General features: G+C 34.4%; 13 protein-coding genes. 10 read left to right on the top strand and 3 right to left on the bottom strand.

Annotated features, from left to right (window positions below; genetic code table 11):
• The first annotated feature begins 92 nt into the window (after positions 1-92).
• Positions 93-719, top strand: coding sequence for a redox-sensing transcriptional repressor Rex (locus HALSAC_RS0106650; RefSeq protein ID WP_027339614.1), 627 nt, complete (start codon positions 93-95; stop codon positions 717-719).
• Positions 720-996: 277 nt separating this feature from the next.
• Positions 997-2,670: a methyl-accepting chemotaxis protein gene (locus HALSAC_RS0106645; protein ID WP_027339613.1), complete on the top strand. Its 1,674-nt coding sequence runs from the start codon at positions 997-999 to the stop codon at positions 2,668-2,670.
• Between the two features lie 52 nt (positions 2,671-2,722).
• Here HALSAC_RS0106645 and HALSAC_RS0106640 read toward each other — a convergent pair whose 3' ends face one another.
• Complete coding sequence (locus HALSAC_RS0106640; RefSeq protein ID WP_027339612.1) at positions 2,723-3,493, bottom strand: CheR family methyltransferase; 771 nt, start codon at positions 3,491-3,493, stop codon at positions 2,723-2,725.
• A 200-nt stretch (positions 3,494-3,693) separates the two neighbouring features.
• Here HALSAC_RS0106640 and HALSAC_RS0106635 point away from each other — a divergent pair, with 200 nt between their 5' ends.
• From HALSAC_RS0106635 to HALSAC_RS0106615, 5 genes are all read left to right on the top strand, one after another.
• Positions 3,694-4,497, top strand: a complete 804-nt coding sequence (locus HALSAC_RS0106635) for an MBL fold metallo-hydrolase (RefSeq protein WP_035571357.1) — start codon at positions 3,694-3,696, stop codon at positions 4,495-4,497.
• A 27-nt stretch (positions 4,498-4,524) separates the two neighbouring features.
• Entirely contained in the window at positions 4,525-5,691 is a 1,167-nt protein-coding gene (locus tag HALSAC_RS0106630) for a S1C family serine protease (protein WP_027339610.1), read from the top strand.
• A 19-nt stretch (positions 5,692-5,710) separates the two neighbouring features.
• The gene (gene rlmH, locus HALSAC_RS0106625) at positions 5,711-6,190 is read left to right on the top strand and encodes a 23S rRNA (pseudouridine(1915)-N(3))-methyltransferase RlmH (protein WP_027339609.1); all 480 of its coding nucleotides are present in this window, start codon (positions 5,711-5,713) and stop codon (positions 6,188-6,190) included.
• A 108-nt stretch (positions 6,191-6,298) separates the two neighbouring features.
• Positions 6,299-6,808: a ferritin gene (locus tag HALSAC_RS0106620; protein ID WP_027339608.1), complete on the top strand. Its 510-nt coding sequence runs from the start codon at positions 6,299-6,301 to the stop codon at positions 6,806-6,808.
• Positions 6,809-7,080: 272 nt separating this feature from the next.
• Positions 7,081-8,070, top strand: a complete 990-nt coding sequence (locus HALSAC_RS0106615) for a diaminopimelate dehydrogenase (protein WP_027339607.1) — start codon at positions 7,081-7,083, stop codon at positions 8,068-8,070.
• 58 nt (positions 8,071-8,128) lie between these two features.
• Here HALSAC_RS0106615 and HALSAC_RS0106610 read toward each other — a convergent pair whose 3' ends face one another.
• Entirely contained in the window at positions 8,129-9,007 is an 879-nt protein-coding gene (locus HALSAC_RS0106610; RefSeq protein WP_027339606.1) for an alpha/beta fold hydrolase, read from the bottom strand.
• Between the two features lie 473 nt (positions 9,008-9,480).
• Between HALSAC_RS0106610 and HALSAC_RS0106605 the strand changes: the two genes are divergently transcribed.
• From HALSAC_RS0106605 to HALSAC_RS15215, 3 genes are all read left to right on the top strand, one after another.
• On the top strand, positions 9,481-10,047 hold the full coding sequence (locus HALSAC_RS0106605) for a TetR/AcrR family transcriptional regulator (protein WP_027339605.1): 567 nt from the start codon (positions 9,481-9,483) through the stop codon (positions 10,045-10,047).
• 64 nt (positions 10,048-10,111) lie between these two features.
• A complete protein-coding gene (locus tag HALSAC_RS0106600; RefSeq protein ID WP_027339604.1) occupies positions 10,112-11,479 on the top strand; it encodes an alpha-amylase family glycosyl hydrolase in 1,368 nt (455 codons plus the stop codon).
• Between the two features lie 125 nt (positions 11,480-11,604).
• A complete protein-coding gene (locus tag HALSAC_RS15215) occupies positions 11,605-12,192 on the top strand; it encodes a BsuPI-related putative proteinase inhibitor (RefSeq protein WP_035571355.1) in 588 nt (195 codons plus the stop codon).
• Positions 12,193-12,307: 115 nt separating this feature from the next.
• Here HALSAC_RS15215 and HALSAC_RS0106590 read toward each other — a convergent pair whose 3' ends face one another.
• Positions 12,308-12,622 (bottom strand): YbjQ family protein, encoded by a 315-nt coding sequence (locus tag HALSAC_RS0106590; RefSeq protein WP_027339603.1) that lies wholly within the window; start codon positions 12,620-12,622, stop codon positions 12,308-12,310.
• Between the last annotated feature and the right edge of the window lie 283 nt (positions 12,623-12,905).

Below are 12,905 nucleotides of genomic sequence, written 5' to 3'. Positions count from 1 at the left end.
ATTATAATAAAGTTAGGAGATAGTCAAGTATCTCTATAAGAATTTTATACTTAAATTAAGAATATGATTATTAAAGAAAAGGGTGTGATCTTATGAAAAATATTCAAATACCATCAACAACTATAGAAAGGCTACCATTATATTACAGAACTTTGCAGAATTTAAGGGAGAATGGAATTGAGGTAATATCCTCAAAAAAACTGGGGTATGAACTTGGAATTCCATCAACTCAAGTTAGAAAAGATCTCTCTTATTATGGTGAATTTGGTAAGAGAGGTGTTGGTTATGAGGTAGAACTTCTTATGAAGAACTTAGAGAGGATATTAGGTGTCAATCAAAGTTGGGAGATTGCTTTAATAGGTGCAGGAAATCTAGGGCGTGCATTAGTAGACTATAAAGGATTTAGAAGGTTGGGGTTACATATTAAATACTTATTTGATATAGATAATAACAAGATAGGTAAAAAATTAGGTGAAGCGAAGATATATGACATAGGTAGAATGAGTGAGCTTATCAAAGAAAAGAGTATTAGAATAGCAATAATAGCAGTACCGGCTAATGTAGCTCAGGGTATAGCTGAAGATTTAATTGATGCTGGAGTTAAAGCAATTTGGAATTTTGCCCCGGCTCATTTGAATTTACCGAAAAATATAATTGTCAGAGATGAAGATCTATCAATTGGTTTAATTAGTTTAACTTATCACTTATCTGATAAATAGTAATTTCTTATTATTTAATCAAATTAATTAAATAGACTTGAAGGAATTCCAACTCAATTAGAGAAATATACATTATATATCAAGTTAAATCCTTTTAATAATAATATAAGAATAAAATTATCATTTAAGATATAAGAAGAGGGATTTTCAAAAACATTAATTTATCTCTACATCATCACATCTCTTATAGTAGTCGATCTATTATTTAAATTCCAAATTGCATTTTTAGGGGGGGTATTTGTTTAAATTAAAAATAATTATGGGGGTGCAAATTTAGGTGAGTAAAATTAACAAAAAGAAAGTTAAAGGTAAGGCAAGTGAGTCGAGTATTTTTAATAAACTGCTTCTTTTATTTATAAGTATAACAATTGTGGTGACTGTTTCTGTAGGTACATTCTCTTATAGTAGATCAAAAGATTCAATTATGGATTTATCTACTGGTCAGATGAGTATTGTATCTAGACAGGTAGCAGCAGGAATATATGATATAGTTAGAGAGTCGACATCAAATCGTAGGATGGATCAGGTAGATGATACTATGTTTTTATTATGGAATCAGTCAGATATTAATGATCTAATTAATAGAACTCATAATCATGTTTTTGATCAACTTGATTTAAGGGGTGATATCTACGTATTAGATAGTAAAGGAGTAGTTATTGCTCATACAGATAGTACTAGGTTAAATGAGGATCTATCTGAAGAAAGTTTCTTTAAGGAAATTAAAGAAGCTGAGAGGATTAAGCGTGAAGATGATGACTCTGATGATGCTAGTGCTTGGGGAGATGTCATTACTAAAACTGGTTATGTGAATTATGATCTGGAAGGTGATCCTTATGTAGCAGCCTATAATCAAATTCGTAGTAGGGATTGGATCATAATAGCAGAAGCAGATGAAAATATGATAATTTCTCCTGCTAGGGAAATTCGAAATATAATAGGTACCTTTGGTATTTTTGCTGTTATTATAGTTTCAATTATAGCAGTATTTTTTGCTAAAAATATATCTACACCAATTAAGAAGATTACTAATGCTGTAAAGGATATGGCTGATGGCGATTATACAGTTAAGTTAAATAGTAATAGAAAAGATGAGTTGGGAGTTTTAGCAGATAGTTTTAATAAGATGGCTACAGGCCAATCTGATATGATTGCTCATATTAAAGGGATTATAAGCAGTCTTAATGATTCTAGTACTACTTTGACTAAATCCTTAACAGAGTTCACTGGTGATGTAGATTCTACTTTAGATAAAGTAAATAGAATCTCTGCTTCTACTCAAGAGGTATCTGCAAGTAGTGAACATGTAACTGTGATGGCTGAAGAAACGAAAAATATAGTAACTCAAGGAAATAAGGCTATTGATTTAGTAATGAAACAAATGGAACAGATAAAAAGTACGGTAGAAAATTCTGTTGATGTAATAGGTAATTTAGATAAAAAGTCCTTACGGATAGGAGAGATTGTACAGTTAATTACTGCTATTTCTGAACAGACTAATCTCCTTGCTTTAAATGCCGCTATTGAGGCTGCTAGAGCTGGAGAAGCTGGGAAAGGATTTGCTGTAGTTGCAGACGAGATTAGAGATTTGGCGAGCCAATCAGCGGAGGCTGCTGATAAGATTCATGATCTAATCAAAGAGACTCAGCAAGAGTCAGATAAGGCTGTAGAAGCTATTAATAGAGGAACAAAAGAGGTTGAAAATGGCGAAGAGGTTATTAATAGAGCTGGGAAGGCCTTTGAAGGCATAAAAGAAGCAACTACGGAGACTGCTGTTCAGATGGAACAGACCAGTGCGGCAACTCATGAGTTGGCTGAAAGTGCTGGAGAGGTAGTTGCAGTAGTTGATAATTTAGAGAAGGTATCAAAATCAATCTCTAGTATCTCTAATGATCTTGACAGTAAAGCTGAAGCATTAGAAAATATGATTTCTAAATTTAAAGTAGAATAACATTCAAAGAGGGAGGCTTAGCCTCCCTCTTTGAATGTTATAATATGAAACTCTATATTTTTTGATAAAAAGAGTTATAGATCTTCTTTAAATTAAATTTTTCTGGCTGGAGAAGATATTCAGTATTTCCTAAGAATAAAATACCATCTTTAGCTAAGGAATTACTCAATTTTGTAGTTAATTGTTCTTTGGTTTCTTTTGTAAAGTAAATAAAGACATTTCTACATAAGATTAAATCGATATTTTTATCATAGGAATCTTTTAATAGGTTTAGTTTACTAAACTCAACAGGAGCCATAATTTTTTTATCCAGTTGATAGTAGTTATCTTTTTTAGTAAAATACTTAGAGAGGATATCTTTTGGAACTCTTTTTAAGGCATTATTGCTATAGGTACCTTCTCTAGCTTCTTCTAAAATGCTGGGGTCAATATCTGTAGCTTTTAATTGATATCGGCTTGGACTAATACCAAGCTCTTTTAGTATAATAGATAGAGTATAAGCTTCACAGCCATTTGATGAAGCAGCACTCCATATCTTTACCTTTTGTTTTTTGGCAAATAGTTTAGGGAAGAGAACCTCTTGTAAATGCTTATAGTTCATTGGATTACGGAAAAACTCTGAAGTGTTAATTGTCATATGCTCTAAGAATTCACGTTGAAACTCTTTACTTTCTTTTAATCTCTTTAGACACCCCTCATAGTTCTTTAAATTATTTTTAGCAATTAGATTGTTGATTCTTCTTTCAACTCTTTGTTCTTTATAACTGCTTAGGTCAACATTGATAATAGTCGATACTTTATTTTTAAAATCACTAAATTTCATATTTCACCTCCTATGGATTAATAAAATATAATTATCTTTGATAAAAAATGATATTTATCATTGCTATTATATTAATAAATTCAATCTTTTAGGTGAAAAATCCTCTTTTTAAAGTTAAATAATTATTTGAGGCTAAGATTTAGTTGTTAAATTAATGAACCATAAAAAATAGATATAAGTTATAGATTAATTTGAAGGGAATGATTAAGATTACTTTAAAGGTTTGTTCTTTAGCTAGTGGTAGTTCGGGGAATTCTATTTATATAGGAAGTAAGGAGAAAAATATCTTAGTTGATGCTGGATTAAGTGGTAAGGAGATTGCCAAGAGGCTAAAGAGGGCCAACTTAAGTATAGATGATCTTGATGGGATAATGATTACCCATGAGCATAGTGACCATATTAAGGGGGCAGGGGTCTTATCTAGAAGGTGTGATATCCCTTTATATGCAACTGAAGGCACCTGGGAAGGTTGTGAAGATAAGTTAGGTAAGATTGCTAAAAAGAATAGGTGTATAATCAATAAATCCGGTTTTTCTATTGGTGATTGTGATATTAAGCCTTTTAGTATTTCCCATGATGCTAATGATCCAGTTGGATACAAGGTAATATCTGGGGGGAAGAGAGTATCTATAGCAACTGATATGGGTGAGATTAGTGAAAAAGTGCGAACTACTATAAGTGATTCGGATTTGGTAATCTTAGAGTCTAATCATGATCTGGAAATGTTAAAGATTGGTCCTTATCCTTGGTCATTAAAGAAAAGAGTAATGAGTGAAAAGGGGCATCTCTCAAATGATGATGCTGGAGCAATGGTGGTAGAGCTAGCAAAAAATTCAGTTAGTCGTATATTATTGGCCCATCTTAGCAAAGATAATAATGTACCGGAGTTGGCATTTTTGACAATAAAGAATATGCTTATTGATGCTGGGATTGAACTTGATAAGGATATAATGATGGATTTTGCTTATCAAGATAAAATCTCTTCGGTATATGAGGTGGGTTAATAATCTAATAAGCTAAGAGGTGAAGATGTGGATATATTTTCTAAGGATGACGGTTATAAGAGAAGAGGTACAGTAAGATCTTATTTAATAACGGGAGTTATATTTGCTTTAGTTGGTGTTGGGGTTGCTTATTTTATTACTAACAATTATATCTCTCAACCAACAGATCCTAAATATAGTGGTGGTGCTGTTGAGGATGGAACTGGGACCTTAGAAGGGGTAGGTAATACAGGGGCTGAAGGAAGACTAGAGGTTAGTGATGTGGTTGAGGAGGTTGGCCCTGGAGTAGTAAAGATTAAGACAGTTAAGGAAAGAGTAATCTATGACTTCTTTGCTCGCCGCAATCATAAAGAGGTAGAGGGGGAAGGTTCTGGTGTTATCTTCAATGAAGAGGGTTATATTATTACCAACAATCATGTGGTAGAGGGGGCTGATCAGATTACAGTTATCTTACCTGCAGCTCAAAAGTCTTATCCAGGTGAAGTTGTAGGTAGAGATCCAGTGACTGATTTGGCTATAATCAAAGCCGATATACCAGATGATTTAATGCATTCACTAGAATTAGGAGACTCTCAAGAGTTGAAGGTGGGCCAACTAGCAATAGCGATAGGGAATCCTTATGGTTTTTCTAATACAGTAACAACTGGTGTGGTTAGTGCTTTGGATAGGAGATTACCTTTACAAGAGGGTGTAGAACTAACCGATATGATCCAGACAGATGCAGCAATAAATCCAGGCAATAGTGGAGGTGCACTCTTAGATAGTAGTGGGAAGGTTATTGGGATTAATACAGCTATAATCAGAGAAGCACAGGGTATTGGTTTTGCAATTCCTATTAATACTGCCAGGGAGATAGCTCAAGAGTTGATAGAGGAAGGTAAGGTCATAAGACCTTGGTTAGGTATATATGGAGGAGATATAACACCTGATCTGGCTAGAGAGTATAATCTTGCTAGAGAAAGAGGAGTTTATCTGGTTAGGGTAGTTGAGGGAAGTCCTGCCGCTAAGGGAGGGTTGGCCCGAGGAGATATTATTGTAGAAATAGATGGGATAAGTATAGAGAGAATGGATGATTTAACAGAAATACTAAATGATAAAGGAATTGGAGAAGAGATAGATGTTATCTTTTATCGAGAGGGGGAAGTAGATAATCAGGTCATAGAATTAGAAGAGAGACCAACTAATATTGAATAGTGGTAATGGAGGGGTTATAATGAAGGTTAGAGTAATAAGTGTAGGAAAGATCAAAGAAAGTTATATTATGCAAGGGATAAATGAATTTACAAAGAGATTACAAAGGCATGTTGATTTAGAGGTTATTGAGGTCAAGGATGAAAAAATAGGTGGAAGTTTAAGCTCAGCAGAGGTGGAGGGAATTAAGAAGGAGGAGGGCCAACGTATCTTAGAGAGATTAGATGCAAGGTCTTATACTATTGCCTTAGATCCACAGGGTAAGCATATGAGTTCTGAGGGTTTGGCTAAATCCATCTCCAACTTACAGGTTCAAGGATATAGCAGTATTGAGTTTATTATTGGTGGGGCACTAGGTTTACATAAGAGTGTGAGGGATAGATCAGATTATATTCTATCCTTCTCTCATATGACATTTACCCATCAAATGGCTAGGCTGATTCTTTTAGAGCAGGTTTATCGTGCTTTTAAGATAATTAAGGGTGAACCTTATCACATTTAAAGGTAGTTGCTTGATCTTTATTACAAAATTAGATAGTTTGAAGGATAATACATCTTTATAGAGAATAATTATTAATACGCAATACATAATTTAAAAGGGGGATTATTTATGTTAGGAGAAAGATTATTAGAAGAGTTAAATGAACAGGTTAAGTTTGAGTATGAGTCGGCTCATTACTATTTAGCATTGGCAGCTTACTTTAAGGCTGAGGATTTAGAAGGGTTTGCTCATTTCTTTGAGGTTCAGGCTGAAGAAGAGCGTTTTCATGGGCAAAAGTTTTTTAACTTTATTGATGAAATGGGTGAGAGGGTTGTACTTAAAGGTTTAGGTGATCCAGAAAATGATTTTGATTCTATAGTAGATGCTATTAGCTTTGCTTTAGATCATGAAAAATTTATTACTAAGAGAATCTATAAGTTGATGGACATTGCTAGAGAGGAGAGTAACTATCCAGCTATTAGCTTATTACAATGGTTTGTAGATGAGCAGGTTGAAGAAGAGGCTTCTATGGATGCTCTTTTAAAGAAGGTAGAGCGTATTGGTGAAAATGGAACTGGTATCTATATGTTAGACAATGAGTTGGCCCAAAGAACTTTCACTCCACCTGCTGGAGAATAGTTTGTTAAAGATAATCTCTCTTATAAGAGAGATTATCTTTTTTAGCTAATATAGTTTAGCTTTTAAAAGCAAAAAGAAAAGTTCAAGAGTACTTCTTATGGTTTATAACCCTTCGGGTTCAAAAACCGAACCCTTTATGGCAAGTCCACCATAAACCATTCGTTGGATTTCACTATAAAAAAACAGCTTTCATCATGGGAAAAGATATGTTATAATATAATCACGTTTATGATACATAATATCAATATTTTAAGTAAATGGAGGGAAAAGATATGGAGAAGATTAAAGTAGGAATTGTTGGTTATGGTAATCTAGGCAGGGGAGCTCAAGCTGCCATTAATCAAAATGAAGATATGGAGCTTGTAGGTGTATTTACTAGAAGACCTGCAGATAGTGTAGATGTTGGTGATGATAAGGTTGAAGTTGTACATGTTGATGATGCAGCAGATTATGTAGGAAAGATAGATGTAATGCTATTATGTGGAGGTTCTGCTACAGACCTTCCAGTACAAGGACCAAAGTTTGCTAAGTTATTTAATACTGTAGATAGCTTCGATACTCATGCTAAGATTCCTGAGTATTATGAGGAAATAAATAAAGCAGCTAAGGATAACGGAAATACTAGTGCTATCTCTATTGGATGGGATCCAGGTTTATTCTCTATGAATAGAATGCTAGCTGGTGCTGTACTTCCTGAAGGAAAGGATTATACTTTCTGGGGTCGTGGAGTTAGCCAGGGTCACTCTGATGCTATTAGAAGGATAGATGGTGTAAAGAATGGTGTTCAATATACTATCCCTATTGAAGAAGCAATTGATAGAGTTAGAAGTGGTGAAGGACCAGAGTTAACTACTAGAGAAAAACACCTTCGTGAATGTTATGTAGTAGCCCAGGAAGGAGCAGATAAGGATGAGATTGCTAAAGAGATTAAAGAGATGCCTAACTACTTTGATGAGTATGATACAACTGTAAATTTCATTACAGAAGAGGAGTTAAAGGCAGATCATTCCGCTATGCCACATGGTGGATTTGTTATCCGTAGTGGTAAGACAGGAAATGATGGAGAGAATAATCAGATTATCGAGTTTGGTTTAAAGTTAGATAGTAATCCAGAATTTACTTCTAGCGTACTTATAGCTTATGCTAGAGCTGTTTACCGTTTGAATAATGAAGGACAAACTGGTGCTACAACGGTATTTGATATACCTTTAGCTTATTTATCACCTAAGTCTGGAGCTCAATTAAGAAAAGAACTATTGTAAAATAAATAAAAATAAAGATGGTCTTTTCAAGGTCTTGAGAAGACCATCTTTATTTTTATTAAGAAAAGAAGTCAATAATTATTCTATTAAAGTCTACTGCCCGCTCTCTTTGGGGAATAAGTCCGCTATTTTCAAAGATTTTATATTCAATTTCAGGGTTTAGATTTCTAAATTGATCTAAATTTTCAACTGGATTTAATTTAGCTTCTCTTCCCCATAGAACTAAAATAGGTATTTCGAGCTCAGAAAAGAAGGGTCTAATATCTAATTCGCTAAATCCAGCTACAAAAGAGACGGGAGCATACTTGGCATTTGGACATTGGTGGGCTGAGATAAAGGTATAATTGACAAGTCTAGTAGTTACTAGCTCAGTCTTTTGGTAGATAAACTCTTCTAAGAAGTATCTGATGCTTACCCTTGATGTAAAGGTATTATAAAGTCCATCACCTTGGATTGGATTTGTAAAGAGATTATATACGCTAAAACTAGTTGAACATATAGGATCAGGGGTCAGTCCAGATGGAGTAACTAGGGCCAACGATTCAATAAGCCCAAGATTATTAGCAGCTATGAAGGAAGAGTATGCTGCTGATAATCCACTACTTAAAATCTTAACTGGACTTTTAATTTTATTACGAATAAACTCGGTAATTGCTTGTATATGAATTTCTGGTCTATAGATAGTTTCTTCCTTATCAGAGCGGGCAAAACCGGGTAAGTCTATAGCATAGACTTTAAAGTGTTGACTGAGAGTTTTAAAGTTGTTGGCCCATTCAAGGTTGGAAGCCCCTGCATTTATTCCATGGATTAAGAGTAGTGGTTCACCTTCACCTGCCTCATTGTAGTATATTCTTCCTGTGCTGGTCTGAAAATAATCCTCTCTACCTCCTAAGATATTGGCTAACCTTCGAGCACAGATTGGTCTGTATATGCTCATTTGCATACCTCCTTTTTATTAATAGATTATGATTTTTTAGTTTGATATGTGTGGCTTGTTGCTTAAATAGTAACATAGATGAACTTTTAAAAATTAAAAATCCTGAAGTTCAAGATCTTTTTGAAACCACTAATGAACACGAATTAACACTAATATAGTTCAAAATTAATTAAAATAATTAATCTAATCAATAATTATATAAAAAATAACAAATTTAAATAGAGTCTAGATATCTTTGTATTAAAACTTAATGATATGACTTTGATTTTTAAATCTTTTATTCGTGACTATTGGTGTTTATTAGTGGTAAAAAGATTTTTGAGATTTTTAATTTAGGATCTTAATTCTTGATTGAACTTATATTTAATTGCCTATTAACTTTCACAATAAATTTCCAGACAGAAGCTTGACACCTTATATACCGAGTGGTATACTGCTCCTAAGAATAAGATAAAAAGGTGGTGGAATAATAAATGAATAATCGTTCTAAGATTCTCGAAGTTGCTTTAGATCTATTTGCTATGCGAGGATATGATGGGGTTGGTGTGCAGGAGATAGTTGAAGGTGCTGGGATAACCAAGCCTACTCTTTATCATTATTTTGGTAGCAAAAGAGGTTTGTTGGATTCACTGCTTCAAGAGAAATTTGGTCTTTTTAATAAAATTATAAAAAAGAGTGCTCTCTACAATCATGATCTACCTTTGACTATCAATAACTTGGTAGAATCCTACTTTCAATTTGCTAAGGAGAATAGTAGGTTTTATAGGATGAAGTTATCCCTATTCTTTGCTCCACCTATGAGTGAAGCAAGTAAAGCTGTAGATGGGTTTATTAAAGAACAGTATAAGATAATTGAATCTTTATTTATCAAAGCAAGTAAAGATTATGGTAATATGAAGGGTCGACATCGCTCCTATGCAGCAACTTTATTAGGAACAATCAATACATATATAAGGTTATCTTTAGAGGGAGAAGTAGATCTAAATCAAGAGTTAGTTCGTCGGGTGGCACATCAGTTTATGCATGGTATCTATTCATAATTTTTTTATTAGCTCTATATCTTACGGTATAGAAAAATATTAAATCAAATAGGAGGTTTTTATTATGAGTAATTGGGTTTATGAATCTGTATTTTATCATATTTATCCTTTAGGGTTATGTGGTGCACCAAAGGAGAATGATTTTTCTTCACCAGTAAATTATCGAATGGATAAACTTTACGGATGGGTAGATAACTTAAAGGAGATGGGTGTAAGTGCTATATATCTAGGACCAATCTTTGAATCTACCAGTCATGGCTATGATACTAAGGATTACTATAATGTAGATCATAGGTTAGGGGATAATGAAAGCTTTGCTAAATTAGTAGATTTTCTTCATGGTAATGATATTAAGGTAGTATTAGATGGAGTATTTAATCATGTGGGGAGAGATTTTTGGGCATTTAAGGATCTATTAGAGAAAGGGAAAGAATCACCTTATCGTGATTGGTTTGAAGATATTAATTTTAAATATGAAAGTCCCTATGGAGATCCCTTTACTTATAATGCTTGGGAAGGACATTATAGTCTGGTTAATCTAAATTTAAAGAATCCAGAAGTAAAAGAGTACATCTTTTCTGCTGTGAAGGAGTGGGTGAATAAATTTAATATTGATGGGTTACGTTTAGATGCAGCAGATTGTTTAGACCTTGATTTTGTAAGAGATTTAAAATCATATTGCAACAACCTTAGAGATGATTTCTGGATATTAGGAGAGATTATCCATGGTGATTATAGAAAGTGGGCAGGAGAAGATTTGATGGATTCAGTAACCAATTATGAATGTTACAAGGGGCTATATTCAAGCCATAATGATAAGAATTATTATGAGATTGCATATTCTTTAAATCGTCAATTTGGTGAGGAGGGAATATATAAGAATCTATTCTTGTATTCTTTTGTGGATAACCATGATGTACACAGAATAGCAAGTAGGTTAAAGGATTCTGCACATCTATACCCTTTACATATCCTCTTATTTACCATTCCAGGCGCTCCATCTATTTATTATGGTAGTGAGTGGGGAATAGAAGGTAAGAAGAAGCGGGGAGATGATAGTCCTGTACGACCTATGTTGGATATTGAAGAGATGAAAGACAAAGAGATTAGCCAAGATTTAAAGAAGGTTATTGGAAAGTTGGCTAGAGTAAGAGAAGGTTCTAATGCCTTAAAACGAGGTAGTTACAAAGAGGTATTTGTTGATCATCAACAGTTTGCTTTCTTAAGAGAGCTTGATGGAGAGAAGGTGTTGGTAGTAGTCAATGCTTCTGAAGAGAAGGTTGATCTGGAACTGGATGTAGAGTTAGAAGAAGGTTATATATTGAAGGATTTATTGAATCCTTCTGACAAATTCCAATCTACTAAGCAAGGAGTAAATGTGAAGGATATTCCACCAAAGTGGGGTAGAGTACTGAGAGTAGAGGCTATTTAATTAAGTTGTGACTTTACTGGTACTGACACTGACAGTAAAAAATAAAAATGTACCTATAATCCTTTCTTAAGAATATTATAGGTATAAGAGTTACTATAATGGAATTAAGGAAGGAGGTTTTTTTAATGTTATATAGGGTAAGACCGGGTGATACTCTCTTTGAGATTGCCCAGCGTTTTGGTGTTAGTGTAGATTTGATAGTTCAGCTTAATAGGATAGAGGATCCAAATCTGATAGAGGTGGGTCAAACTCTGCTCATACCGACTGACCTTCCAGATATACCAGGTATTCCTGATCGGGTAGAGGTTAGGGTACAAAACTTCGATTATCGAGTAGTAGATGGGCTGTTAATAGTCTTTTTTACTGACAAGGATGTCTATAGTCAAGGTGAGAGAATTAGGTTGAATATAGTCAAGACTAATATCAGCAATACAGATATTCAATTAAGTTATGCTACAGGTCAAAGGGTTGATTTTAGAGCCTTTAGAGAAGGCGAGCGCCTATGGATCTGGTCAGCAGCTAGGGTGTTTTCTCAAGTCACAAGAGTTGTTACTTTAGAACCAGCTCAGTCTCAGGTCTTTAGAGAGATTTGGGATCAAAGTGATGATGATGGTCAGCAGGTTCCACCAGGGATCTATAGAATCACAGGGTGGAATGTGGCTGGTGAACTTAGAGATGACAGACTTGATGTATTCATACAGATTGAAGGATAGTATTAATAAAGCAAAGCTTTATTAATAGTGTCAGTGTCAGTAATCTGTGTCAGTAAAGTCAAAAACTTAGGTCTGAACTGGCACAGACACAGACACAGACACTGACACTATATTCTTAACCTAATTTCACTGCTGTTCCGTAGGCTAGAATTTCGGCTGCTCCTTGCATAACTTGAGAGGTGGTAAATCTAACATTGATGATTGCATCTGCTCCTAGGTCTACTGCTTCTCTTTCCATTCTTTTTATTGCTTCTTCTCTTGCATCGGTAATCATTTTCGTATAAGCTTTAACTTCCCCTCCGACTAAATTCTTTAATCCTGCCATTATATCATTTCCAATATGTTTGGCCCTGATTGTATTCCCTCTAACCAAACCCAATGTTTCTTTAATCTCCTTACCAGCAATCTGATCATTAGTTATAATTAACAAGGTCAATTCCTCCCTTAAATCATCTTTATATCTTTATTATACTAGATTTAAAGCGAAAGTATATAGTAATATAGTGGCACTTTCGTGCCACTAGTAATGAGTAAGGTCAAGAACTCACACCTCACCCCCCTACCCCCCCTTCGGGTCTATCGACCACTCCGTGCAAAACCAGCCTCTCCTCCTCTGAAGAGAGGGGGAAAGTAGTTCCCCCCTCAGAGTCTAAAGAACAAGACTCTTCGTGCCAAGATCAGCTTCTCCTTAGATAAGGGGAAGGGCTTAGGGA

Origin of the sequence: Halonatronum saccharophilum DSM 13868 (assembly GCF_000517025.1) — a bacterium.
GTDB classification, from domain to species: Bacteria; Bacillota; Halanaerobiia; order Halobacteroidales; family Halobacteroidaceae; genus Halonatronum; species Halonatronum saccharophilum.
Note: the sequence above shows the minus strand (reverse complement) of the source record. Positions and strands in the feature narration are given on the sequence as shown.

What these genes read in the sequence shown, in the direction of transcription:
- HALSAC_RS0106650 (WP_027339614.1), top strand. Translation starts at nt 93, where the DNA reads ATGAAAAATATTCAAATACCATCAACAACTATAGAAAGGCTACCATTA.
- HALSAC_RS0106640 (WP_027339612.1), bottom strand. Translation starts at nt 3,493, where the DNA reads ATGAAATTTAGTGATTTTAAAAATAAAGTATCGACTATTATCAATGTT.
- HALSAC_RS0106635 (WP_035571357.1), top strand. Translation starts at nt 3,694, where the DNA reads ATGATTAAGATTACTTTAAAGGTTTGTTCTTTAGCTAGTGGTAGTTCG.
- rlmH (WP_027339609.1), top strand. Translation starts at nt 5,711, where the DNA reads ATGAAGGTTAGAGTAATAAGTGTAGGAAAGATCAAAGAAAGTTATATT.
- HALSAC_RS0106620 (WP_027339608.1), top strand. Translation starts at nt 6,299, where the DNA reads ATGTTAGGAGAAAGATTATTAGAAGAGTTAAATGAACAGGTTAAGTTT.
- HALSAC_RS0106615 (WP_027339607.1), top strand. Translation starts at nt 7,081, where the DNA reads ATGGAGAAGATTAAAGTAGGAATTGTTGGTTATGGTAATCTAGGCAGG.
- HALSAC_RS0106610 (WP_027339606.1), bottom strand. Translation starts at nt 9,007, where the DNA reads ATGAGCATATACAGACCAATCTGTGCTCGAAGGTTAGCCAATATCTTA.
- HALSAC_RS0106605 (WP_027339605.1), top strand. Translation starts at nt 9,481, where the DNA reads ATGAATAATCGTTCTAAGATTCTCGAAGTTGCTTTAGATCTATTTGCT.
- HALSAC_RS0106600 (WP_027339604.1), top strand. Translation starts at nt 10,112, where the DNA reads ATGAGTAATTGGGTTTATGAATCTGTATTTTATCATATTTATCCTTTA.
- HALSAC_RS15215 (WP_035571355.1), top strand. Translation starts at nt 11,605, where the DNA reads ATGTTATATAGGGTAAGACCGGGTGATACTCTCTTTGAGATTGCCCAG.